General features: G+C 66.3%; 25 protein-coding genes, 1 tRNA gene and 1 pseudogene. 10 read left to right on the plus strand and 17 right to left on the minus strand.

The features are described 5' to 3' along the window. Positions 1-60: 60 nt before the first annotated feature. Both AC5W7N_RS22025 and trxA read left to right on the plus strand, forming a co-directional pair. The gene (locus AC5W7N_RS22025; RefSeq protein ID WP_163813746.1) at positions 61-591 is read left to right on the plus strand and encodes a 2'-5' RNA ligase family protein; all 531 of its coding nucleotides are present in this window, start codon (positions 61-63) and stop codon (positions 589-591) included. Positions 592-639: 48 nt separating this feature from the next. Then, the gene (gene trxA, locus AC5W7N_RS22030; RefSeq protein ID WP_163813745.1) at positions 640-1011 is read left to right on the plus strand and encodes a thioredoxin; all 372 of its coding nucleotides are present in this window, start codon (positions 640-642) and stop codon (positions 1009-1011) included. Between the two features lie 63 nt (positions 1012-1074). Here the strand turns inward: trxA and AC5W7N_RS22035 are convergent, their stop codons facing one another. After that, positions 1075-1503, minus strand: coding sequence for an alpha-isopropylmalate synthase regulatory domain-containing protein (locus tag AC5W7N_RS22035; RefSeq protein ID WP_194992274.1), 429 nt, complete (start codon positions 1501-1503; stop codon positions 1075-1077). A 488-nt stretch (positions 1504-1991) separates the two neighbouring features. On the opposite strand from AC5W7N_RS22035, the gene AC5W7N_RS22040 reads away from it, so the two are divergent. Continuing rightward, positions 1992-2606 carry a PepSY domain-containing protein gene (locus AC5W7N_RS22040; protein ID WP_495922086.1) on the plus strand — a complete coding sequence of 205 codons (615 nt, stop codon included), beginning with the start codon at positions 1992-1994 and terminating at the stop codon, positions 2604-2606. A 38-nt stretch (positions 2607-2644) separates the two neighbouring features. Here the strand turns inward: AC5W7N_RS22040 and polA are convergent, their stop codons facing one another. The 7 genes from polA to AC5W7N_RS22075 form a co-directional block, all read right to left on the minus strand. Continuing rightward, a complete protein-coding gene (polA, locus tag AC5W7N_RS22045) occupies positions 2645-5416 on the minus strand; it encodes a DNA polymerase I (protein ID WP_495922087.1) in 2772 nt (923 codons plus the stop codon). Positions 5417-5477: 61 nt separating this feature from the next. Then, positions 5478-6209 carry an ABC transporter ATP-binding protein gene (locus tag AC5W7N_RS22050; RefSeq protein ID WP_228807136.1) on the minus strand — a complete coding sequence of 244 codons (732 nt, stop codon included), beginning with the start codon at positions 6207-6209 and terminating at the stop codon, positions 5478-5480. After that, positions 6206-7174, minus strand: a complete 969-nt coding sequence (locus AC5W7N_RS22055; protein WP_163813742.1) for an ABC transporter ATP-binding protein — start codon at positions 7172-7174, stop codon at positions 6206-6208. The genes AC5W7N_RS22050 and AC5W7N_RS22055 overlap by 4 nt, the downstream gene beginning before the upstream one ends. Then, positions 7171-8598 (minus strand): branched-chain amino acid ABC transporter permease, encoded by a 1428-nt coding sequence (locus AC5W7N_RS22060; protein ID WP_163813741.1) that lies wholly within the window; start codon positions 8596-8598, stop codon positions 7171-7173. The genes AC5W7N_RS22055 and AC5W7N_RS22060 overlap by 4 nt, the downstream gene beginning before the upstream one ends. After that, a complete protein-coding gene (locus AC5W7N_RS22065; RefSeq protein ID WP_163813740.1) occupies positions 8595-9632 on the minus strand; it encodes a branched-chain amino acid ABC transporter permease in 1038 nt (345 codons plus the stop codon). The genes AC5W7N_RS22060 and AC5W7N_RS22065 overlap by 4 nt, the downstream gene beginning before the upstream one ends. Positions 9633-9726: 94 nt before the next feature. Further along, on the minus strand, positions 9727-10923 hold the full coding sequence (locus tag AC5W7N_RS22070) for a branched-chain amino acid ABC transporter substrate-binding protein (protein ID WP_495924171.1): 1197 nt from the start codon (positions 10921-10923) through the stop codon (positions 9727-9729). 228 nt (positions 10924-11151) lie between these two features. Beyond that, the gene (locus AC5W7N_RS22075) at positions 11152-11766 is read right to left on the minus strand and encodes an ANTAR domain-containing response regulator (protein WP_014350328.1); all 615 of its coding nucleotides are present in this window, start codon (positions 11764-11766) and stop codon (positions 11152-11154) included. A gap of 222 nt (positions 11767-11988) precedes the next feature. Here AC5W7N_RS22075 and AC5W7N_RS22080 point away from each other — a divergent pair. Further along, positions 11989-12075, plus strand: a tRNA-Leu gene (locus AC5W7N_RS22080). 41 nt (positions 12076-12116) lie between these two features. On the opposite strand, the pseudogene AC5W7N_RS22085 reads toward AC5W7N_RS22080, so the two are convergent. Beyond that, positions 12117-12377 (minus strand): annotated as a pseudogene (locus AC5W7N_RS22085) (tyrosine-type recombinase/integrase); the annotation flags it as partial. A 610-nt stretch (positions 12378-12987) separates the two neighbouring features. On the opposite strand from AC5W7N_RS22085, the gene AC5W7N_RS22090 reads away from it, so the two are divergent. Continuing rightward, positions 12988-13248 (plus strand): TetR family transcriptional regulator C-terminal domain-containing protein, encoded by a 261-nt coding sequence (locus tag AC5W7N_RS22090; protein WP_194991984.1) that lies wholly within the window; start codon positions 12988-12990, stop codon positions 13246-13248. Between the two features lie 182 nt (positions 13249-13430). On the opposite strand, the gene AC5W7N_RS22095 is transcribed toward AC5W7N_RS22090, so the two are convergent. Continuing rightward, on the minus strand, positions 13431-14291 hold the full coding sequence (locus AC5W7N_RS22095; protein ID WP_194991987.1) for a sigma-70 family RNA polymerase sigma factor: 861 nt from the start codon (positions 14289-14291) through the stop codon (positions 13431-13433). 79 nt (positions 14292-14370) lie between these two features. On the opposite strand from AC5W7N_RS22095, the gene AC5W7N_RS22100 reads away from it, so the two are divergent. Then, complete coding sequence (locus AC5W7N_RS22100) at positions 14371-14751, plus strand: DoxX family protein (RefSeq protein ID WP_495922088.1); 381 nt, start codon at positions 14371-14373, stop codon at positions 14749-14751. A gap of 41 nt (positions 14752-14792) precedes the next feature. Here the strand turns inward: AC5W7N_RS22100 and AC5W7N_RS22105 are convergent, their stop codons facing one another. From AC5W7N_RS22105 to AC5W7N_RS22135, 7 genes are all read right to left on the minus strand, one after another. Further along, the gene (locus tag AC5W7N_RS22105; protein WP_495922089.1) at positions 14793-15062 is read right to left on the minus strand and encodes a hypothetical protein; all 270 of its coding nucleotides are present in this window, start codon (positions 15060-15062) and stop codon (positions 14793-14795) included. A gap of 296 nt (positions 15063-15358) precedes the next feature. After that, the gene (locus AC5W7N_RS22110) at positions 15359-15883 is read right to left on the minus strand and encodes a hypothetical protein (RefSeq protein ID WP_195007334.1); all 525 of its coding nucleotides are present in this window, start codon (positions 15881-15883) and stop codon (positions 15359-15361) included. Further along, the gene (locus tag AC5W7N_RS22115; protein ID WP_195007333.1) at positions 15880-16611 is read right to left on the minus strand and encodes a WXG100 family type VII secretion target; all 732 of its coding nucleotides are present in this window, start codon (positions 16609-16611) and stop codon (positions 15880-15882) included. Before AC5W7N_RS22115 ends, AC5W7N_RS22110 begins: the two co-directional genes overlap by 4 nt. Then, entirely contained in the window at positions 16608-16934 is a 327-nt protein-coding gene (locus tag AC5W7N_RS22120) for a type VII secretion target (protein WP_195007332.1), read from the minus strand. The genes AC5W7N_RS22115 and AC5W7N_RS22120 overlap by 4 nt, the downstream gene beginning before the upstream one ends. A gap of 333 nt (positions 16935-17267) precedes the next feature. Next, positions 17268-17756, minus strand: coding sequence for a pyridoxamine 5'-phosphate oxidase family protein (locus AC5W7N_RS22125; protein WP_195007331.1), 489 nt, complete (start codon positions 17754-17756; stop codon positions 17268-17270). Positions 17757-17907: 151 nt separating this feature from the next. Then, entirely contained in the window at positions 17908-18021 is a 114-nt protein-coding gene (locus AC5W7N_RS22130) for a methionine/alanine import family NSS transporter small subunit (protein ID WP_195007330.1), read from the minus strand. After that, positions 18021-19523, minus strand: coding sequence for a sodium-dependent transporter (locus AC5W7N_RS22135; protein ID WP_228821641.1), 1503 nt, complete (start codon positions 19521-19523; stop codon positions 18021-18023). The genes AC5W7N_RS22130 and AC5W7N_RS22135 overlap by 1 nt, the downstream gene beginning before the upstream one ends. A 221-nt stretch (positions 19524-19744) precedes the next feature. Between AC5W7N_RS22135 and AC5W7N_RS22140 the strand changes: the two genes are divergently transcribed. From AC5W7N_RS22140 to AC5W7N_RS22155, 4 genes are all read left to right on the plus strand, one after another. Continuing rightward, positions 19745-20659 (plus strand): DUF4158 domain-containing protein, encoded by a 915-nt coding sequence (locus AC5W7N_RS22140; protein ID WP_280499823.1) that lies wholly within the window; start codon positions 19745-19747, stop codon positions 20657-20659. Beyond that, entirely contained in the window at positions 20644-21948 is a 1305-nt protein-coding gene (locus AC5W7N_RS22145; RefSeq protein ID WP_495922090.1) for a Tn3 family transposase, read from the plus strand. Before AC5W7N_RS22140 ends, AC5W7N_RS22145 begins: the two co-directional genes overlap by 16 nt. Before the next feature lie 2 nt (positions 21949-21950). Next, positions 21951-22796, plus strand: a complete 846-nt coding sequence (locus AC5W7N_RS22150) for a Tn3 family transposase (protein ID WP_267469126.1) — start codon at positions 21951-21953, stop codon at positions 22794-22796. Positions 22797-22974: 178 nt separating this feature from the next. Then, positions 22975-23457: a cation:proton antiporter regulatory subunit gene (locus tag AC5W7N_RS22155; RefSeq protein WP_195007329.1), complete on the plus strand. Its 483-nt coding sequence runs from the start codon at positions 22975-22977 to the stop codon at positions 23455-23457. The last annotated feature ends 1 nt before the right edge of the window (position 23458 follow it).

The following is a 23458-nucleotide window of genomic DNA, read 5'->3' on the forward strand; positions in this document are numbered from 1 at the left end:
CCTGCCGTCGCCGTCGAACCGGCCCGCGCCCGGGTCCGCGGCGGCTAGTTTCTGCAGATCATGGTGCAGTCGGTGGAACTGGTGCTCGACGACACGGGCGAGGAGTACATCCGTCAGCAGTGGTCCGCGCTGGCCGCGGCGGGCCTGACGGGCGTCATCCGCAAGCCTGCCGCGGGCGATCCGCCCAAACGCCCGCACATCACCCTGGCGGTGGCCGGCCAGATCTGGCCGCGCATCGACCACGACCTGGAGAAATTGCCGTTTCATCCGTTCCCGGTGCGGCTGGGTGGCGTACTGGTGTTCGGGGCGCGCCGGCCCATTCTGGTGCGGCTGGTGGTGCCGTCCGAGCAGTTGCTGGCCTGGCAGCGCCGCGTCCACGCACTGGTTGCGCCGTGCCCTGGAGTTCCGGGCAATATGCATCCCGATCAGTGGACCCCGCATGTCACACTGGCCAGACGCGTGCCACCACCGCAGCTCGGCGCGGCGATTCTCGCTGTCGCGTCGGATCGTGATTTCACCGCGACCGCGGTGGGTATCCGGAGGTGGGACGGCGACGAACGGCGGGCCTGGCCGGTCGCCGGTGGAAGATAATACCGGCGCCCGGCGTTGGACCCGGCACACCCACACGAGAGGACGCCCATGGCAACGCAGACGCTGACCGACAAGAATTTCGATGAGGTCGTCACCGGAAACGACGTGGTACTCGTCGATTTCTGGGCCGAGTGGTGCGGTCCGTGCAAGAGCTTCGCCCCGACCTTCGAGAAGTCCTCGGAGCAGCACCCCGACGTGGTGCACGGCAAGGTCGACACCGAGGCCGAGCAAGGTCTCGCGGCCGCGGCCAACATCCGGTCCATCCCGACGATCATGGCCTTCCGCGAGGGCGTGCTGGTGTTCGCCCAGCCCGGCGCGCTGCCCCCGGCCGCACTCGAGGACCTGGTCACCCAGGTGAAGGCCCTCGACATGGACGAGGTGCGCAAGCAGCTGGCCGAACAGCAGGCTTCCACGGAGTAATACCCGCAACCGTGACGACGGGTCCGGCCCTCCCGATCGGGAGGGCCGGACCCGTCTGTCGTGTCAGGCGCCGAGGCGGTTGAGCCCGGCGATCATGGCGCGCACGGTGGATTCGGCACCGTCGCCGGCCAGGGCGGCGCCCCAGCCGCGGCGGCCGTTGAATTCGCACTGGACGAAGGTGGCGGTGGCCGAGCCGGTGCGGCGCTGATGGAATTGCAGGATCTCGACCGGGTAGCCCTCGTCGTAGAGGGCCGAGGTCATGGCCGCGACCGGGTTGCCGGTGGCCACCACGGTGCGCAGGTGACCGGCGAATTCGAGGGTCGCGGTGAAGGTGGCGTTCCGGTTCCCGGCCGGCGACCAGTCACCGAGGCGGATCGGCCCGGTGCTTTCGCCGTAGCGGTCGCGGAACTGGTCGGGGGTCAGGCCGGCGCTTTCGGAGCGAAGGCTCCGTGGGGCGGCGGCGATCAGGTCATGGCTATCGAGGGTGAGCATGGTCACGTAGGTCTTCCCGAGAATGCGTGAGGCGGCAGAGGGGACCAGCAACAAACGTCAAACGGCCCGCAGCGAGGGGGCCGGTCCGAATCAGACCCCGCTGCGGCGGGTTACTACGAGCGGTAGCCGACGCGCCACCATCGCGGTGTGCGGAACTAGCGCAACGCTGTCGCGGTCGGCGACATGCAGCGGCGCGCTGTGGCGGTCGGAGGGATTCGGCACGCGTCCGAGGATAGAGAGTCGATGCGGCGAAGGCAACCACATTTGCTTGTCGTTTCCTTTCGTGCCGGATGCTGTTCGCCCAGGTCATCGGGCGCGACCGGGTTACGCGCGAGTAGCAGGCGGGTAGCCGGAATCACCTACCCCGGTCTCTTGGGACATCGTGCTCGCGCACCAGGTCGTTTCGCTCGGTCCCGGCGTGCGCGGAACAGGTTTCAGCGCACGTCGGCGGGGCACGCCCGTGCAAACAGCGGCGAACGGAGGAACAGATGCGAGTCCCAGGTGGTTCGGGTCCGAAGAGCCGGTACGGCGCGCCGGTGGTGCTGGCCGGTGCCGCACTCCTCGCGGTGAGCGGGTGCGCCGACGGCAGCGACAACGATGCGGTGGCGACCACGGCGCCGCCGGCGACGACGGTGTCGGCATCCGTGACGGGCTCGGCAGCGGCAGCCCTCGACACCGACGCCTTGCACAAGGCGGGCAGCACCGCGACGGCCGCCGTGGCCGGTAGCACGCTCATCTCCATCGAGACCGAACGCGACCACGGCTGGGAGGTCCAGGTCGTCACCGCCGACGGCATCGAGCACGAGATGGAGGTGTCCGGCGACGGCGCGACCGTGACCATGGGGCCCGTCGCGAAGAACGAGGACGACGCCGACAAAGCCAAGCATCGCGACCGCATACAAACCGCTCGCGTGGACTACCGGGCAGCGGCCGACAACGTACTGCGGGAAGTCCCGGGCGGCACCATCACCGAACTGAATCTCGACAGCGACAACGGGACCACCGTGTGGGAGTCGGACGTGATCGACCCCTCCGGCACCAAGCATGAGGTCACCATCGACGCCGTTTCCGGACGAGTGATGGCGAATACGACCGAGCGCTGAATCCGCGACCGACGCACCGGCCGAGACCGGTACGGCTATCAGTGCGCGGCGGCGTCCCAGCTGCGGCCGGTGCCGACGGACACATCCAGCGGCACCGACAGGTCGATGGCCGCTGCCATCTCCCGCCTGGCCAGTTCCTCCAGGGCTTCCCGTTCACCGGTGGCGACCTCGAAGAGCAGTTCGTCGTGGATCTGCAGCAGCATCCGCGACTTCAGGCCCGCGTCCTGAATGGCCTTGTGCACGTTGATCATCGCGACCTTGATGATGTCGGCGGCGGTGCCCTGGATCGGCGCGTTCAGCGCCATCCGTTCGGCGGCCTCGCGGCGCTGACGGTTACTGGAATCCAGGTCGGGCAGATAGCGGCGGCGGCCGAACAGGGTCTGGGTGTAGCCGACCTTGCGGGCCTGTTCCACCACCTCGTGCAGGTAGTCGCGGATACCGCCGAACCGGGCGAAGTAGACCTCCATCTGGTCCTTGGCCTCCTGCGTGCTGATCTTCAGCTGCGCGGACAGGCCGTAGGAACTCAGACCGTAGGCCAGGCCGTACGACATGGCCTTGATCCGGCGCCGCATCTCCGGATTCACCTCCGAGATCGGGATGTCGAAGGCCTTGGACGCGACGAAGGTGTGCAGATCCTCCCCGGAGTTGAAGGCCTCGATCAAGCCGGCGTCGCCGGACAGATGCGCCATGATCCGCATCTCGATCTGGCTGTAGTCGGCCGTCATCAGCGATTCGTAACCGGGGCCGACGACGAAGGTGTCGCGGATCTGGCGGCCGGTGTCGGTGCGGATGGGGATGTTCTGCAGGTTCGGCTCGGTGGAGGACAACCGGCCGGTGGCGGCGATGGTCTGGTTGAAGGTGGTGTGGATGCGGCCGTCGTCGGCGACGGACTTGAGCAGGCCGTCCACGGTGACCTTGAGCCGGGTGGCATCGCGGTGGGCCAGCAGATGCGCAAGGAACGGATGCTCGGTCTTCTCGTAGAGCGATTCGAGCGCGTCGGCGTCGGTGGTGTAGCCGGTCTTGGTGCGCTTGGTCTTGGGCATGTCGAGCTCGTCGAACAGCACCACCTGCAACTGTTTGGGCGAGCCGAGGTTGATCTGCTTGCCGATCACGCCGTAGGCCGCCTCGGCGGCCTCGTTCACCTTGTCGGCGAACTGGCGTTGCAGCGTTTCCAGCTGGTCGACGTCGACGGCGATGCCCGCGTCTTCGAGCGTGGCCAGCACCTCCAGCAGCGGCAACTCCATCTCGCCGAGCAGTGCGGTGGATTCGATGTTCGCCAGCTCGCCGTCGAGGGCTTCGGCGAGATCGGCGACGGCGCGGGCGCGCAGCATCTCGGCCTTGGCGAGTTCGGTGTCGACGGCGTCTTCGTCGTCGAGCAGCGACAGCTGCGGGGTCTCGTCGGTTTCGGCGCGCAGCTCCCGGTGCAGGTAGCGCAGCGACAGATCGTCGAGGTTGAAGCTGCGCTGCCCCGGCCGCACCAGGTAGGCGGCCAGCGCGGTATCGCTGGTGAGCCCGGCCAGCGTCCACCCGCGCCCGCGCAGGGCGTGGATCGCGGACTTCGCCTCGTGCAAGGCTTTGGGACGCGCCGGATCGGCCAGCCAGGCGCCGAGGCGGGCTTCGTCCTCGGGCGTCATTCCGGTGACGTCGATATAGGCGCCCTCACCGTCGGCCGCGGCGATGGCGATCGCCTTGACGTCGCCGTGCGCCGGCGCACCGGAACCGACCACCGACACCCCGTGGCGCACCCCGGCCGGCGCGTGATCGGTGAGCCAATCGCCGACGCTGCCCGGCGCCAGCGACGAACCGCTGATCTCGAAACCGGACTCCGCCTCCGGACTGGGCGGTGCCAGCGTTTCGAACAGCCGGTCGCGCAGCACCCGGAATTCCAGGTCGTCGAAGAGCCGGTGGATGCGTTCACGGTCCCACGGCCCCTGAGCGAGCTGATCGGGGGTGTAGGGCAGCGGCACATCGCGCACCATCTCGGTGAGCTGACGATTGAGCACCACGCTGCTCAGGTTGGCGCGCAGCGCGTCGCCGACCTTGCCGCGCACCTCGTCGACCTTGTCGACCAGGGTGGCCAGATCACCGTATTCGCGGATCCACTTGGCGGCGGTCTTCTCCCCCACGCCGGGAATGCCGGGCAGGTTGTCGCTCGGGTCGCCGCGCAGCGCTGCGTAGTCCGGGTACTGCGCCGGGCTGAGACCGTATTTGGCCTGCACTTCCTCGGGGGTGAAGCGGGTGAGATCGGAGACGCCCTTGCGCGGGTACAGCACGGTGACGTCGTCGTTGACCAGCTGGATGGAATCACGGTCGCCGGTGACGATGAGCACCCGGTAACCCTGCGGCGCCGCCTGGGTGGTGAGCGTGGCGATGACGTCGTCGGCCTCGTAGCCGTCGATGGCCATCACGGGGATGCCGAGCGCGCCCAGCACCTCCTTGGTGAGCTCGACCTGGCCGCGGAACTCGTCCGGCGTGGTGGTGCGGTTGGCCTTGTATTCGGGGTAGGCCTCGGTGCGGAAGGTCTGGCGCGAGACGTCGAAGGCCGCCGCGATATGGGTGGGCTTCTCATCGCGCAGCAGGTTGATCAGCATGGCGGTGAACCCGTACACCGCGTTGGTGGTCTGGCCGGTGACGGTTTTGAAGTTCTCCGCCGGTAGCGCGTAGAAGGCGCGATAGGCCACCGAGTGGCCGTCGATCAGCAATAGCGTCGGCCGCTCCCCCGTGGCCGTCGCGGCGGCACTCGACGCGGTGCTCGGTGCCGTGCCGGATCCGGAAGAGGCAGAACGCGGGGCTGTCGTCGGTGAACTCACCCCCCAGAGTGTAGGGACAGCCACCGACAAGTCGAACCGCCGACACCCGGGCGCGCGCCACTCACCCGACACCCAGGTACGCCGACTTCACCGCCGGGTCGACCAGCAGGTCCGCACCGGTACCGGACTTGGTCACCGCACCGGTCTCCAGGATGTAGCCGCGGTCGCTGCGTTTGAGCGCCTGCCTGGCGTTCTGCTCGACCAGCAGCACCGTGGTGCCCTGCTGGTTGATCTCGCTGATGATGCGGAAGATCTGCTGGATCACCATGGGCGCCAACCCCATCGAGGGTTCGTCGAGCAGCAGCAGGCGCGGGCGCGCCATCAGCGACCGGCCGATCGCCAGCATCTGCTGCTCGCCGCCGGAGAGCGTGCCGCCGACCTGTTTGCGCCGCTCTTGCAGCCGCGGAAACAGCTCGAACACCCGCTCCAGGGTCGCGGCGTAGTCGGCCTTCTGTTTGAAAGGCCGTGCGTAACAACCCATGTCCAGATTTTCCTGCACGGACATACCGGGAAAGATGCCGCGGCCCTCCGGTGCCTGGATCAACCCGGCCACGACCCGTTCGTGGGCTTTCATCCGGCTGATGTCGCGACCTTCGAAGACGATGCGCCCCTTGGTCAGCGGCAGCAGGCCCGACAGCGCGCGCATCGTCGTGGTCTTGCCCGCACCGTTGGCGCCGAGCAGGGTGACCAGTTCGCCTTCGGCCACGCGCAGCGAGATGCCGTGCAGCGCTCGGATTCTGCCGTAGTTGACGTAGATCTCGTCGACTTCCAGCATCGATGTGGCTGTGCTCATGCGTCCTGTCCGTCCTCGTCGTCGGGCACACCGAGATAGGCGGCGATCACCGCCGGATCGGCCCGGATGTCGGCGGGCAGGCCATCGGCGATCTTGCGGCCGAATTCCAGGACGACGATCCGGTCGGTCACCCCCATCACCAGCCGCATGTCGTGCTCGATCAGCAGCACGGTGAACCCGTCGTCGCGGATCTTGCGGATCAGGTCCATCAACGCCGACTTCTCGCTCGGATTGAACCCCGCCGCCGGTTCGTCCAGGCACAGCAGCTTCGGTTCGGTGGCCAGCGCACGGGCGATCTCGAGGCGACGCTGATCGCCGTAGGACAGGTTGCGCGCCTTCTCCACCGCGCGCGGCGCGATACCGACGAATTCGAGCAACGCCATGCCGCGTTCGATGGCGTCGCGTTCCTCGCGCCGATGCCTGGCCGTGCGGAAGATCGCGCCTGGCACCGAGGTCTTGTGCCTGGCATCGGTGCCGACCACGACGTTCTCCAGGGCCGTCATCTCCCCGAACAGCCGCACGTTCTGGAAGGTGCGGGCGATGCCGAGGCGGGTGATGGCATTGCGTTTGGTCTTGGTGAGCGGCTTGCCGTCGAAATACACCGTGCCCGCCGAGGGCCGGTACACGCCGGTGATGGCATTGAAGCAGGTGGTCTTGCCGGCACCGTTGGGGCCGATCAGGCCGAGGATCTCACCGCGGCGGATCTCGAAGCTGACGGCATCGAGTGCGGTCAGGCCGCCGAACTTCACGGTCAACCCCTCGGTGCGCAGCAGTGGCGCGCCGACCTCGGTCTCGATCTCGCGGCGCGGAGCGACCGCCTCGGCGACCGCGGCCGCATCGGCCAGCGCCGGGTCGACGGCCTCGACGTCGACGGTGCCCGCTGACTCCACCTCCGGTTCCGGGGCATACCCCGCGGCCATATCTTCGTTGTCGAACAGTGCGTCGCCCGCGCCCGGCCCGGTCATCGCTTCGCTCCCACCGGTTCGGCCGTCATCGGTCTGCGCACCGCGAGATAGATCTGCCTGCCGTAGGCCAGCAGTTTCTGCCGCATCGGGAACAGGCCTTGGGGCCGCAGGATCATCATCACCACCAGCGCGATGCCGAAATACAGATACTTCAGGTCGCCGAGGGTCTGCGCGCCCTGCGGCCGGAACAGCAGCACGCTGCCGAGCAGGACCAGCCAGTACACCCCGAGCACCACCGTGACGGTGACGAACAGCCTGCGCGCCCACACGCCGCGCTCGTGCATCCACCGCTTCCACGCCAGCGCGAGTCCGGCGAACACCACCGCCAGCACGCCGAGCTGGATATAGCCCGCGGTTTCATCGGTGACCAGCTGCACCGACATCAACCGGTTGGGCAGGTACACGATCAGGAACGCCCCGACGATGACGCCGAGCTTGTTGCCCTGACCGCCGATCACCACCGCGCACAGGAACAGCATCGAGTTGATGATGTTGAACCCGGTCGGATTGATGAACTGCACCTGGCCCGCGTACAAGGCGCCGGACAATCCGCCGACGGCGGCGCCGATCATGAACGCCCACAGCTTGAATTTGAACGCCGGCACGCCCATGATCTCGGCCGCGTCCTCGTCTTCGCGGATCGCGACCCAGGCGCGGCCCACCCGGCTGCGTTCCAGGTTGCCGACGATGAGCAGCACCACGATCACGCAGATCATGCCGAGCCAGTACCACCAGGTGCCGGAGTTGGCGCGGTCGAGCAGGTTCGCGCTGTCGCCCGCACCGACATTGCCCGCCGAGAACACCCCGGTCGGGCGCTCCTCGGATTCGCCGACACGCGGGTAGGCGATGCCGGACAGGCCGAGGCTGCCGTTGGTCAGATCGCCGAGATTGTCGGCGAGCAGTCGCACGATCTCACCGAACCCGAGGGTGACGATGGCCAGGTAGTCACCGCGCAGCCGCAGGGTCGGCGAGCCGAGGATCAACCCGGACACCGCGGTCACCGCGATGGCCAGCGGCACACACGCCAGCCACGCCCAGTCGGAGTCGAGCCAGCCGCCGTCGGTCTGATTCCACGGGCTGTTCGGGCTGGTCAACAGGCCGACGGTGTAGGCGCCGACGGCGTAGAAGCCGACATATCCGAGGTCGAGCAGGCCCGCCTGCCCGACCACCACGTTCAACCCGATCGCGATCAGCGCGTACATCGCGAACTGGGCCATCACGCCGCCGAAACTGGTGCCGGGGGTGTCCAGCAGCGGCGGCGGGAACAGCGGAAGCAGGGCGAGCGCGATGATCGCCGGAACGCCGACCGCCCACTGCGCGGGCCGGCTCAGCCCCTCCCACCAGCCGCGTAACGCGTCGCCGACACCGTGCATCGGCCGCGGCGGCGGCTTCGGAGCCTCGATCGGCGTGGACTTCTCACTCATGCGCGGGCCCTCCCGAGACTCTCACCGAGGATGCCCGTCGGCCGGAACATCAGCACCAGCACCAGCACCACGAACGCCACCACGTCGCGCCATTCGGTGCCGAACAGGATCTGCCCGTAGTTCTCGGCCAGCCCGAGCAGCAGCCCGCCGAGCAAGGCGCCGCGAAGATTGCCGATGCCGCCGAGGACCGCCGCGCTGAAGGCCTTGATACCGAGCACGAAACCGCCGGAATAGATGATGCCGTTGGGAATCTTCAGCGCGTACAACAGCGCCGCCGCACCGGCCAGCACACCACCGATGAGGAACGTCAGCATGATGACCCGTTCCCGCGACACCCCCATCAGCGTGGCGGTATCCGGGTCCTGAGCCACCGCGCGGATGCCGCGCCCGAACTTGGTGCGGTTGATCAGCATCTCGGCTGCCGCGGCGAGCACCACCGCGGCCACCACGATCACGATCGTCACATTGGTGACGTCGGCGCCGCCGACACTGAACTGCACCGTCGGCTCGACCAGGATGATCGGTTGCTGGGCATTGGTGCCACCCAGATCCGGCCACAGTTTCGGCAGGATGAAATGCACGAATTCCTGGAGTACGAACGACATTCCGATCGCGGTGATCAAAAAGATCAATGGTTTGGCGCCGCGACGGCGCAACGGCCGATAGGCGACCCGCTCCAATCCCACCGCCGCCGCACCCGAGACCGCCATCCCGAACAGCATCGCCAAACCCAGATAGGTGACGGTGAGGATGACACCTTGGGAATACACATCACCGCTGGGCGAGAATCCCAGCAGCATCAACCCCACGTACTGCCCGAACATGCCGAGCATGAACACTTCCGAATGCGCGAAGTTGATCAACCGCAGCACGCCGTACACCAGCGTGTAGCCCACCGCCACCAGGGCGTAGATCGCGCCGTAGGACAGTCCGTCGACGGTCAGTCGCCAGAATTGATCGATCACCCCCTCGTAGTTGAAGTCGATCGAACCGTCGGCAAGCGGTAACGCGCCGACGTAAACGGTAGGAGTCATCCGTGCCTTGCCCTCATCGCTGTCGCCCCTGACGGATCGGCGCGTACCCCGACCCTCCGGCAGGGTCGTGGGGTACGCGCCGGTACCACTCCCGCTACTTGACCTCGTACACCCAGATCAGCGCGTTGGACAGTTCGCCGTCGGGGTTCCACTTGTACTGCCGGGCCAGGCCGGCGCCGTCATAGGAGCGGACGAATTCGAGCAGGTCGGGCCGGGTGAGCTTGCCCGAGTCGATGCCCTTGGCCAGGATGGTGGCCAGGTCATAGGCCTCCACCGAGTAGACGCCGGGGGCCTGGCCGTTGAGCGCCTCGTATTCGGAGGTGAATTCCTTCGGGGCCGGACCGCAGGGGCACGACAGCACCGCACCCTTGGCCGAGCTACCGGCCTGAGAGACGAACTGCGGGTCGTTGCTGCCGTCGGCGGAAACGAAGGTGGCGTCCACGCCGCCGGACTTCAACTGCTTGGCCAGCGGTGCGGCCTCGGCGTAGTAGCCGGAGTAGAAGATCGCGTCCGGGTTCGCGCTGGCGATCTTGGTGACGGTGGCGGAGAAGTCCTTGTCACCCTCTTTGATACTGGCCGCGCACGCCGGATCGGCCACCGGGCCGAGCGCGGCGGTGACGCTGGCGGCGAGGCCGGTGCCGTAATCGGTGTTGTCCTGGACGACGCACACCTTCTTGTAGCCGGCGGTATTGATCATGTAATTGGCCACGGACGGGCCCTGCACGTCGTCGTTGGCCAGGCCGCGGAAGAAGCTGCGCCAGCCGTTCTGGGTGAGCGAGGCGTTGGTGGCCGAGGACGACACCGCCACCAGGCCCGCGTCGCTGAGGATCTGGCCGGTGGCCTTGGTCTCGCCCGAGAAGGCCGGGCCGACCAAGCCGATGACGGTGGGATCGTTGACGATCTGCGGGATGATCTGCGTGGCCTTTTGCGGGTTGCCCTCGGTGTCGAAGTCCTTCAACTCGATCTGGCAACCCGGATTGGCCTTGTTGTGCTGGTCGATCGCCAGCTTCGCGCCGTTGAGGATATTGATGCCGAGCGCGGCATTCGGTCCGGTCAGTGCGCCCGCCATGGCGATCGAGGTGTTCTCCGGGCAGGTCGCCGAACCGTCACCGGTGGGATCGGCGGCCGCGGCGGTGTCGGTGGACGGAACTTCCTTGCCCTGGGCGTCGATCTGCATCACCGGCTGAATGGACAGGCCCCCGGTGTCGGCGCCGGTGGCCTCCGAATCCCCCGTCGATTTATCGCTGCATCCGGTCAACACCAGGGCTACGGCCGCACCGGCCCCCAGCACTCGCACCGTACGGTTTCGCCACGTCGAACTAAGCACGATTCACCTCTGCGTTCCTGTGCTTCCCCCGGGCAACCGAGGAGGCCGACCACTCAGCCTGCGCAGAAACATAGCGTCGGCAGGTTAGATCCGCATCACATTCGGATCATGCAGATGACATCGTGTCGAATTCTTTTTCGCGATCATGTTTCCGCGATGTAAATCGCGTCGGGTATAAGGCCCGAGCGGCGGTCACTGCGGGGTCAGATTCTCCAGAACCACTTCCGCGACCGCCTTCATGGTGGTACGGCGATCCATCGCGGTGCGCTGAATCCATTTGAAGGCCTGCGGCTCCGACAGCCCCTGGGTCTGCATCAGCACGCCCTTGGCCCGCTCGACCAGCTTGCGGGTCTCCAGCCGCTCCGACAGGCTCGCGACCTCACCCTCGAGCGCGGTGATCTCATGGAACCGGCTCGCGGCCAACTCGATCGCGGGCACCAGATCCGACTTGGTGAACGGCTTCACCAGATAGGCCATCGCCCCGGCGTCGCGTGCCCGCTCGACCAGATCGCGCTGACTGAACGCGGTCAGGATCACCACCGGCGCAACACGTTTGGAGGCGATCTCGGCGGCCGCGTCGATTCCATCGCGGCGCGGCATCTTCACGTCCATGATCACCAGATCGGGCCGGTGCTCCACCGCCAGATCCACCGCCTGCTGGCCGTCGCCCGCCTCGCCGACCACCTGATAGCCCTCTTCGGTGAGCATCTCGACCAGATCCATGCGAATCAAGGCCTCGTCCTCGGCGACGACGACACGCTTGGCCCCGGCGCCTGCCTTCGCGTCCGCGCCCGCAGTAGTGCTCATAGAAGACCCCTCTGGTTCGATGCTCGAGCCCCGACACGATCGACCGCGGCCAGAGCCGGACGAACCGGCCGACGACCCACCGTCACGCAATCGAGTGATGTAAAGAGTACCTTTCACCTCGGCATCGAACGCATATACCCAGCGCACACCCCCTACGTCACAACCGTGAGGCGACCGGTTGGGCGATTAACCCACTCACCCGCTATCATTTCCACCCGGTGCGCCGAGTTGGCGGAACTGGCAGACGCGACGGTCTCAAAAACCGTTGTCCTCACGGACGTGTGGGTTCGAGTCCCACACTCGGCACCAGGTCAGACGGTATTTTTGCCGTCGCTTCCGACGTCGTCATCTCATGCAGTCCGCAATTGGTCCGCAGCAGTTCTGGCGCCGGCGTCCATCCCGACCGCTACGGCGTCGAGATCGTCCGGGAACAGGTGCCCGTACAGGTCCAGAGTCAGCGTGGCCGTCTTGTGGCCGAGCATCCGCTGAACCACCTTGATATTCGCCCCGGCACTGATCGCCAGCGACGCCGCCGTATGGCGCAGGCCATGCGGAGCGATACTGCTCAACCCGGCCGCGGCGGCGGCCTGGTCGAACACCCACCGGAACTCCTCGGTCCATCAACCATGGGGTGAGCCGTGCACCCACGGCTACGGCGAGGAGGGTGTGGGGCAGGAAAGCCAGGCCCGTCTGCAGCGGACCGTAACCCAGGCCGTTCTGCATCGACAGCGTCAGAAAGAACCACATCGGATTCAAGCACGCCCCGGCCAGCAGCATCATCGCATTTCCCACCACCACCGATCGGATCCGCCACAACCGCACCGGGATCAGCGGGTTGTCTGCCCACAACGTTTCGACCAGAACGAATCCGCCCAACAACAAGATCCCGGCCGTCAGCGCGGCGATGGTGACCGGTGCCGTCCAGCCGCGCACCGCAGCCTCCCCCATCCCGTACGCCGTGGACATGAGCCCGGCGGTGACCAGGACCGCACCCGGGATGTCCGGGCGTGGACGAGACTGCGCGCGAACATCGGGGGCGATCACACCGAACGCGGCCACCGCAACGCCGACGCCGATCGGCACGTTGATCAGCAACGTCGCCCGTCACGAACCCCACTCGGTGAGAGCACCACCCAGCACATTGCCCGCCGTACCCCCGGGCTATCCCTATCGCGGTCCACAGCGCCAAAACCCGTGTCCGCGCCCGGCCCCTTATTGGCCATGACCGACCCCGAACTTGCCCAGCATCCGTTCATCGCCGGAATCGACCGCCTCGAACAGGAACTCACCGAAGCCCTTTCCCGAGCCGCGGCCGCGGGCGAACTCGCCGCCGGAATCGACGCCGCTACCGAAGCCACACGGCTGGTCATGCTCAGCCACGGACTGGGCACAGCGGTCCTGATCGGCCAGCACACCGCCGAAGCCGCCGCAGCCGTGTTCTGCTACCACCTCGATCAGATCTTCGATATCCGCACGACCTGACCGGCAGCCAGCCGCACCTGGTGACGACGAATTCCCCTTCCGGCAACGGCTGCCACCCTGTTCTCGCCGAACCACGGCAATGCCGGACCGAGGGCATGGCCCGACTGCGGATGGAACAGTGGCCTGCCAGTGAGAGCTTCCGGTATCGGACGGAGACCGGACACAGACCGGTCCGGCTCCGACTAGGGCACTGTGAGTTCCATTGTCGCCAAACGGTCATCGTCGGCGACCGCGTTGATCGCCGCGATGCGCTCGCCGGTGAATCGGATAGTCATGACCAGCTTCAGTGTGCCGTACTGCGCAAGCACCAGGCCCGGCTCGCCATCGAGCATGATCGCACGGGCCGGCTGCGCCTTTCCGCAGAACGCCTCGGCCAGCGCCTGGCGCCCGTCGAGATCTGTCCCCGCACCCAGTAGACGAGCGGCCTCATCAGGGCGGTAGGTGACCTCCGGGTCGAGCATTGCCAGCAGCGCCTCGAATTCGCCGTTCTGCGCGGCCCCCAGAAACGCTTCCACAGCGCGGTATCGCCGCGCCCGGTCGCCGCCCAACTCCGACTGGCCTCGCACCCGTCGCCGCGCCCGGCTGGCGATCCGTTGCGTCGTCTCCGGGCTGCGGTCGACGATCGGTGCGATGTCGGCGAACGGTACGGCGAACAGGTCGTGCAGGACGAAGGCGATACGTTCGGTCGGCGAGAGTTTGTCCAAGACCACCAGCAGCGCCGAGCCGACAGAGTCCGCGAGCACCGCCTCCTCCTCGGGATCGGCCCGAACCCGCGCAGCGAGCCCGGCACCGTGTTCGTCGAGGGAGTCCTCGTTGCGCGACTCTCGGGACCGGAGCATGTCCAGGCACACCCGGCTCACCACGGTCGTCAGCCAGCCTGCCGGGTTCGCGACGCCGCTGATGTCGGCGCCGGACGCTTTGATCCATGCCACCTGGACTGCGTCGTCGGCCTCACTGAGCGATCCCAGCATCCGGTAGGCCACTGCCCGTAAATGGCTGCGATGCTCCTCGAAGTGCTTCGCGAGCAGTTCGTTGCCGTTCATGTGTCTGGTTTCCTCGCCGTGATCCGTCAGAGAAACAGGAATTCCGTTTTCTGACATGAACATGTGGAGGTAGTCAATCATGAACGTCGCACTGTGGATCGTCGCCGGCGTGCTCGCGGCCGTGCTCCTGGCCAGCAGCGCCAAGCTCGTGATCCCCAAAGAGAAGATCATCGCTGCCGGTAAGTACGCCGCGTGGGCCGAGGATTTCAGCCCGGCCGCCCTGAAAGCACTTGGCGTAGTGGATCTCCTGGGCGCCGCTGGCCTGATTCTGCCCGCGGTGCTCGACATCGCGCCGATCCTGGTGCCAGTGGCCGCGACAGGCACGGCCCTACTGTTCGCCGGGGCGATCATCGTGCGGATCCGGCGCGGGTTGTGGGCGACAGCCGTCGCCGAGGTGTTCTACCTGGGCATGGCTGTCTTCGTGGCCGTGGGCCGTTTCGGGCTCGAGCCCTTCGCCTGACTCGGCCCTGGCGACCGCCCGCCCAGTATTCCGTCGGCGCATCACTGCTTCGATATGGCCTCAACCGCAGCGGCGAAGGCGGGGTGTGCTCGGACGACGATGTCGGTGTCGCTCTGGATCGGCTGCGCTTCGATGTATCTGGTTGATCGTTCGTGGATCGCGTAGGCGATGGTCAGGAGCCCGGGGAACCAGCCGGGCAGGAACGCGAGTGCCAACAACGGTGACAGCGGCCCGCGCACGAACCCGAGATAACCCCCGATCATCAACCCGATCATCGGAATCAGGCCGACCGATATCAGGGCGATGCTCACCACTCGCGACCATCGTCGGTGCCGCACACATCGTGCGCACAGAGGCCACTCACCGTAGAGTTCGGCTGCGGTCGAGGGCGGAACGCGCCGAAGCCTGCGCCATCCCCATGCCAGTGTTGAACCGAGGGTGGTTTGGACGCGAATGTTGTTGTCCCAGTGGAACTTCACCACCGCAGCCCGACGCTCAACCGCTGCTTCGCCGTGCTTGCTGCACACGGGCGGCAGCGGCCTGCGTAACTGCATCGACACGTGGGTTGGTTCGACGTCGGCCCGAACGGCAATCGTGACGTCCCGCTCTATTCGAGCCATCCACGCTGCCGACGGTCTCGGAAGTACAGGTCGTCATCGTCTGGCTCGTCCGGTGTGACGATAAGGTCGCGGTTGGGTTTGCGGGTGCCGGGAATCAGACGGCCGGTCGATGCCTTCTCCGGGGTAGCCGATGGCTGCTGCGGCTGCTCGGTTTGCCGCTGACCGTCCAGTGCCGGATCCGTTGTCTTCGCCGGTGGAGCTGATTGGGCCGGCTCTTGTTTGTAGCGATCGAGTTCCGCCTCGCCCTGTTCGGCCAGCCGCTGGCGCTGCTCCTCGGACATGGCCTCATAGTCGGCCAGCGCGGCGGGCATGACCCGGTCGAGCGTCTGATTGAATGCCTCGGCTCGGACGAAATCACGAACTGCGAGTTTGCCGTCGAGGACCGCACCGATCTGTTCTCTCAGAGCTGGATCGGGACTATTCGTCGCAAGGAGGCGAAGGGCCTCCTTCAGCTGACGTGACACGGCGGGGTCGCCTCCGGCCACGTCCAGCAATGGCTCTGGAGAATTCATACGTAGACCCCGGGATGGTCATAGCCGCTGGCGTTGATCGCAGGCAGCTCGGCGGAATCGACCGCCCCATTGATTCCGGCTGAGATCAGGCCGATCGTTCCTTCGGATCCGGCGAACATCAGCCCCAGCTTGCCCCAGATGTCGATCCAGGTCTTGATCATCCTCGCAGCATCCAAGGCTGCGGCTGCTTGCATGGCCGCCGCCGCAGGTGCCCCGGCAACCGTGGCGCTCAACGCTGCGACCGCTGCCTGCTTGATCGCATACATCGCGGCGAGGTCGAACAGCGTCTGCACCAGACCGGACACGGTCTGCGCCAGCCCGTACGACGAGAGCGCGAAGGCCTTGATTTCATCGGCGATCTGCTGCAGAGGATCTACTTGCTTGTTCAATCCATCGGTGAGCTTGGTGAAGTACGCGCGGGAGTTGTCGGCAGCGTTGCCACGCCAGGAGGCCTCGAACTCTTCGACCGCAGAATCAATGCTGACGGCATAGTCGGCGTTGTATTTGGCGAGGTTCTCGATCGCGGTACCGGCTTTCTGCATTGCCGCCCAGTCGCCCGCGACATAGTCGGTGATGATCGTCAACGCATCGAAGCCGGTGATGGTCTTGACGATGCTGTTGAGCCAGTACGCCGGTGACACGGCGTTTGCGTTGGTGGCCAACTCGACCATGTCCGGGACCGGGTCATCCGGCTCCGGCGTGGTCAGGTTGTCCGTCGGCGAGCTCATTTCTCACCGTCCTTGTCGTAGGTTCGGTCCAACGCTTCGGCGAATCCACGATCCGTGGTCCGGTACATCGTTGCCGCACTGGCCAGTTCGGTGGCCGATTCACTGGTTACGCGTCCGAGCCGCGCGTAATTCGATTGCAGCTCGGTCAGCGCGTCCTGGATGACGTCTATCACGCCCCGAAGGACCAGCCCGCCTTCTGAGCTCGGAAGATCGAGCCATTCCTTCAAATACGTTGCGGTCTGCGCGTTGCCTTCAGCCAGCGCGACCAGCTTCGCAGCCGCCCCATCCAGATGGTCGGGCTCCACTTTCAGCGTTTCGGTCACAAGGCCCCCGTCCGTTCTTCGAGTTCCTCGACCATAACGCACATGATTTGCCCGTACCGAACTCGCAAGCCACCAGCACGACGCGGTCCAAGCGTTTCGAGTGCCAACCCCGCGCGCACCTGCGCCAACGCGGAATCAAGGAGACGAGCCGATCAAGACCGACCAGCCCGGCCATCGCAAGAAGAAGGCTCTTGTGGTGGACGGCCGCCGGTCGTCGATGCCGAGGAATACAAGGTGCGTCACGCTGTGGAACACGGTATTCGCCGGTTGATAGAAAACCGTTCTGTGACAATCAGATTCGAGAATCTCGCCGTCCGCAACCAGGTCACCGACCTAGTCGATCGAACTCTCCAGCCAACGGCCATCCACCATGACCGTACGTCCGACGAACTCGTGGATGCCGTTCCAGACCTGGATGCGCCGGGGCTGCAGGCGCAGGTAAACGAACATGCCTTCGGGGTGGGTACGCGGGTCCGTGGACACCGTGGCGTAGCGCTCGGCAATGTCGTCGCCGATGTCGGTGACCTCGATTGTCGATGCGCTGGCGTCGACCATGACGACGTCGGCTGTATCGCCGAGAGCGACCCGTGCCCGCGGGCACGCCTTCGTGTTCATCACCGTCCTGCTGCCGGCGAAGGTCGCGGTGTACAACCTTGAGCCGTCCCATACACAAGCGACCGGAATCAGATGCGCGCCATGACCGTCACTACCGGTCGCCAGCCACATCTGGTAGCCGAATTCGAGCCGCCTGCGCGCATCCGCCTGTCGCTCGGCCAGGCTGCGCGGAACGGGGACCGATGTGAGTTCTTCGTCAGGGGTCATGACGACTTCTCCTTCACAGTGACCTGAGTGCGAGTGCCATCCCTACCGGGACGCCTACTTCTGAGACGAACGGGACATGGCACGATTCGACACACGCGGAACATCTGACTGGAGTACTCGAACCACTTTCAAGACACGCGCGCTGACGGGGTCAGTCGTCCTCGGGCGGTTCCGGGAACCGCCGGAGCAGCAGAACAGACGCCGCCAGCCCGCCCCACACCACAGTGATCGCGACGATCATCATGACGATCGCACCAGCCGACATCAATCTTCCGCCTTCCCCGTCTGTATCCGCCCCGCTACCGTTCCCGTCCCTGCGGCCGACTCATCGGTGGCCACCACTCGCCAGGGAATCATCGCCAGCAAGACACCGACGACCACGGCACCGATAGCGACTCCCCAACCGGCGATGAGCAAGAAGCTGTTGGAATAGCCGCCGTAGTTCTCCGCGAACTCCGCGCGCAGCGTGTCGATCATCATCCAGCCGAGGACGACCGGCGTGATCACCCCCAGCGTGACCGTCCAAACGCGTCCGAGGCGGATCGCCGAGATATCGTCGACGTGCTCTTGGAGCATCGGCAGCTTGCGCAGCAACCACACCACCGCGATAAGCGCTATCAGGCCGGCGAGCGCGATCCCGTAGGCGTTGATGAAGTGATCGGCCACATCGAGGAGGAACAGTCCGCCCTCGGTGGGGAACAACGCGATCGAGACCGCCGCCGTAGCACCACCGACGATGAGCACCGCGGGCACACGCCGCATTCCGGTGCGATCCTGCACCGCGGCGATGATGACCTGGACGATGCTGATCAGCGACGTCAGACCCGCCAGCACGAGCGATCCGAAGAACAGCAGGCCGAACCAGCCCGAGCCGACGGTGAGCTGGGAGATGATCTCCGGGAACGCCACGAAGGCCAGCCCAGTTCCGCTCGTCGCGACCTCGTTCACCGCCACTCCCGACTGGGTGGCCATAAACCCGAGGGCGGCGAAGACGCCGATGCCTGCCAGGATCTCGAACGAGCTGTTGGCGAATCCGGCCACCAGGGCAGATCCGGTGAGGTCGGCGCGCCTGCGCAGATAGGACGAATAGGTGATCATGATGCCGAACCCGACCGAGAGCGAGAAGAAGATCTGCCCATAGGCGGCAACCCAGACGCTGCCGTCGGTGATCGCCGACCAGTCGGGCGAGAAGAACGCGTCGAGTCCTTCCGTCGCGCCGGGCAGGAACAGCGCTCGTACGACCAAGATGGCGAACAGCACCACCAGCAGCGGGATGAAGATCTTGCTGGCGGTCTCGATACCGCGCCGCACGCCGAAGGCGAGCACACCCAGCGTCACCACCCACACCGCGATCAGCGGCACCGCGACACCTGCGACGTAGGAGGTGCCGAAGCCCGGCTCATCGGCTTGCTTGACGAAACCCGCGAAAAAGGCGTCCGGATCATCACCCCACTGCTGACCGACCGAGAAACCGACATAGCGGACGGCCCAGGCGATGATGACCGCGTAGTAAGTGGCGATCACGAAGCAGATCGCCACCTGCCACCAGCCGATCGCGGCCGCAGGACGTGACAGGCGCAGGAAGGCCCGCGGCGGTGAGCCACGGAACTTGTGCCCGATGGCGTATTCGAACACCAGCACCGGAATACCCGCGGTCAGCAGCGCGATCAAGTAGGGGACGAGAAACGCACCGCCGCCGTTCTCGTACGCGACGTAGGGGAAGCGCCAGATATTGCCGAGCCCGACAGCAGATCCGATCGCGGCCAAGAGGAACCGGCATATGGGGTCCAGTGACGAGAAAAGTCGCGGTAAGCGGTGATTGATCTGGCCGTGTCGGTGTTCGGCGGGCGTAAGCGGTCAAGTCGGCGTCATCGGTTGTGAGCGCGCCGCCCGCTGGCCTGGTGGATCCGGCCGAGATCCTTTCTGATCGGGGTTGATTCGGCCGAACGGCGAGCGCAGTTGTACCGCTGGTGGTTTCATGTGCGGCTGTGCGTGATGAGGGTGGCGTGGAGTACGGCGGGTTCGGTGTGCTGACGCGGATGGATTTGGAGCGGTTCTTTCACCTCGATGATGAGGATCGCAAGCTGATCACCGATCGGCGCCGCGACAGTAACCGTCTCGGCTTCGCGCTCCAGTTGGTCACTGTGCGGTACCTGGGCATGTTCCTGCCGGATCCGCTGGATGTTCCCGCCGATGTCGTCGAATACGTCGCCGAACAGCTCGGTATCGCCGATCCGGCGTGTGTGAAGTCCTATACCGAGCGCAAGCAGACGCGTTACGACCATCAGGACGAGATCGTCCGCTGTGACGGGTTGACCGAGTTTTCGCAGGTTGAGGCCGAGTTGGTGGCGTGGGTCGCCGATCAGGCGTGGATGACCGGCGACGGCCCGAAGGCGCTGAAGGCGGGCGCGGTGCGCTGGTTACGCGAACGCGCGGCCCTGCTGCCGGGTGTGACGACGCTGGAACGGCTCGTTACGGAGGGCAAGCAGGCCGCTGATCAGCGGTTGTGGACGCATCTGGCGTCCCAGTTGTCCGGCCGGGAGGCGGGAATCTTGTCGGGGCTGCTGGAAACCCGGGACGAGGGCCGCCGCAAGGTGGTCGAGCTGGAACGGCTGCGCAAGGGCGCGTTCGCGCCGTCGTCGACGGGCATGAAGCACGCGCTGGCGCGGGTGCGGGACCTCAACGGAGTGGTCCCGATGTCGGTGGACGTCACCGAGGTTCCGCCGCGCCGGTTGATCGCCTTGGCCGCGCATGGGATCACCGGAAAGACTCGCATCTGCGGCGCCTGCGCAGCCAGCGCGAACGTCTGCTGGCGTTGCTGGCGGCGACGGCGTTCACGTTGCGGGCGAAAGCGGTCGATGATGTTCTCGAGTTGTTCGATCTGCTCATGGTCACCGACTTGATGGCGAAGGCCGAACGTCAGTCCAAGGACGAGAAGCTGCGCCGCTATCCGCGGGTGACGCGCAATGCCGGCAAGCTCGCCCGTGCGGTGCGGGTGCTGCTGGAGATGAGCGAGGCCGACCCGGGGCTGTCGCTGGAGTTGGTGTGGGATCTGATCGAGAACAGCGTCTCCAAATCCGAGTTGCGTGTCGCGCTGGCCGCGATCGATGAGCTGGTGCCGCAGGCGGATCCGGAGTTCGACGAACATCGCCTCGAAGAGCTGGCGGGCCGGTTCGCCACGGTCCGCTCGTTCCTGCCCGGGATGATGCGCAACATCGACTTCGGTGCCACCGGCGACGCCAAACCGGTCTTGAAGGCCATGCACGACCTGGCCGACTTGATCTGTCCGCAGCGCGGCCGCCGGGGACTTCCCGCCCTCTGGCTGGACGCTCGCCGCGTGGATCACGACCTGGTGGGCGGCGGCTGGCAGCGGCTGGTGTATCCGGCGGAGCGGCCGGAGGAGACGGTGGACCGGGCCGCGTACACGCTGTGCGTGTTGGAGCAGTTCCACCGGCATCTGCGCTACCGCAACATCTTCGCCGAGCACTCCTCGAAGTGGCGCGACCCGAGAGCACACTTGCTGTCGGGCATGGCGTGGGAATCGGTCCGCGACACCGGCATGAACGCGCTAGGGTTGCCGGACAACCCGCGCCCGCTGCTCGCCGATCTCGCCGACAGCGTCGATGCCGCCTATCGGGAGCTGGCCGCGAGGCTCGGTGACGACACCCCGGCGAGCGTGGACGAGGAGGGAAAGCTGCACGTTGCCGCGTTGACCGCAGTCCCCGATCCACCCAGCCTCATCGATCTGCGGCGGCGGGTCGCGGCCATGATGCCGCGGGTGGACCTGCCCGAACTCGTCCTCGAGCTGATGTCGTGGTGCCCGGAGTTCGCCGAATCATTCACCCACGTCGCCGGCACCAGCGCCCGCGTCGCCGACCTGGGTGTCTCGGTGGCCGCGGTGCTGTGTTCGCAGGCGATGAACGTCGGTCTCGCACCGGTGACGACGCCGGGAACCGAAGCGTTGACGCGGGACCGGCTGCGCCACGTCGACCAGCACTACATCCGCTCCGACACCATGGCCGCGGCGAACACGGTGCTGGTCAACGCTCAAGCGCGGGTGCCGTTGGCGCAGCTGTGGGGCGGCGGCCTGGTCGCCAGCGTGGACGAAATGCGGTTCGTGGTCCCCGTCCGCACGATCCACGCCCGCGGAACCGGAAGTACTTCGGGCCGAAGAAGGGCGCGACCTGGCTGAATATGCTCAACGACCAGGCCGCGGGCCTGAACGGGATGGTGGTGTCGGGCACTCCGCGTGATTCGCTCAACGCCCTCGACGTGGTGCTGCGCCAACCCGCGGGAAGCACGGTGCCCGAGGACATCATCACCGATTCCGGCTCGTATTCCGACATCGTCTTTGGGCTCCTGCATCTGCTGGACTACAAGTACCGGCCACAGCTGGCGAACCTGCCCGATCAGCGCCTGTGGCGCATCGACCCGGCCGCCGACTACGGGCCCCTCGACAAGGCAGCGCGCGGCCGGATCGATCTGGACAAGATCAGTGAGCACTGGGAGGACATGTGCCGGGTCGCGGTGTCGATGCATCGCGGTGAGGTGTCCGGGCACGAGGTCACCCGCATGATCTCCCGCGACGGCAACCCCACCTCGCTGGGGCTGGCGATCGCGCACTACGGGCGCATCTTCAAGACCCTGCACATCCTGCGCCTGGCCGACGACGAACCCTACCGGCGCGAAGCCAAGGCGCAGGCGAACCTCCAAGAGGGTCGTCACGACCTGGGACGCACCATCTTTCACGGAAAGAAGGGCGAGATCACCCGCACCTACCTCGACGGCATGGAGGACCAGCTCTCCGCGCTCGGGCTGATCTTGAACTGTGTCGTGCTGTGGAATTCGGTGTATCTGGACCGGGCGCTCGACGAATTGCGCGCCCAGGACTACCCGGTGCGCGACGCCGACGCCGCCCGGCTCTCGGCGTTCGTCCGCAAACATCTTCGCCTGGAGGGGCACTACAGTTTTCACCTGCCCGACCTCGGCGGTAGCCACCGCCCGCTGCGCGATCCCGACGCACCCGACGATGACAACTGAGTACTACACCGCCTGCCGGCGCGAGTGCGATATCGGGTCGCGCAGACTGGCCGAGCCCGACGGTGCGGACTGATCGCGGTGTGGCGGGGTCAGGGCCTGGGTGAGGCCAGCGCGGATGGCGTAGCGGGTGGGTGTCTGCCCTGGATGCCTGCCCGGATTGTCCCGTTATGGTGGTCGCGTGAATGTTGAGGTGACGCCCCTGCCGGGTATCGGCGTGCGTAAAGATTTTCCGTTGAAGAGTTCTGGTCGGCGAGTGGGGGTCGTCGATCATCGAGACGGCACGATCGATCTGATCGTCAGCAAGCCCGATAACCCTGATGTGACCGACCAGATCTCGTTGTCGGCGCGTGAGGCGGCGATGCTGGCGAACTTGCTCGGCGCCCCTCAGTTGGTGGCGCAATTGAACGAAGAGCACAGCGAATTCGAGGGGGTCACCACCAAACAGCTGACGTTGCGCGGCGGCTCGGTGTACGACGGGCGCCTGTTGGGTGAGACGCGGATGCGGACTCGCACGATGACATCCATCGTCGCGGTAGTGCGCGCCGGGCACGCGATCGCCTCGCCGGGACCGGATTTCTTGTTCGCGGCCGGTGATGTGCTGGTGGTTGTCGGTACCGCGGAGGGCCTATCGGCCGCCGGCAGAGTCCTCGTGGACGGCTGAG

This window comes from Nocardia sp. CDC519, assembly GCF_059509835.1.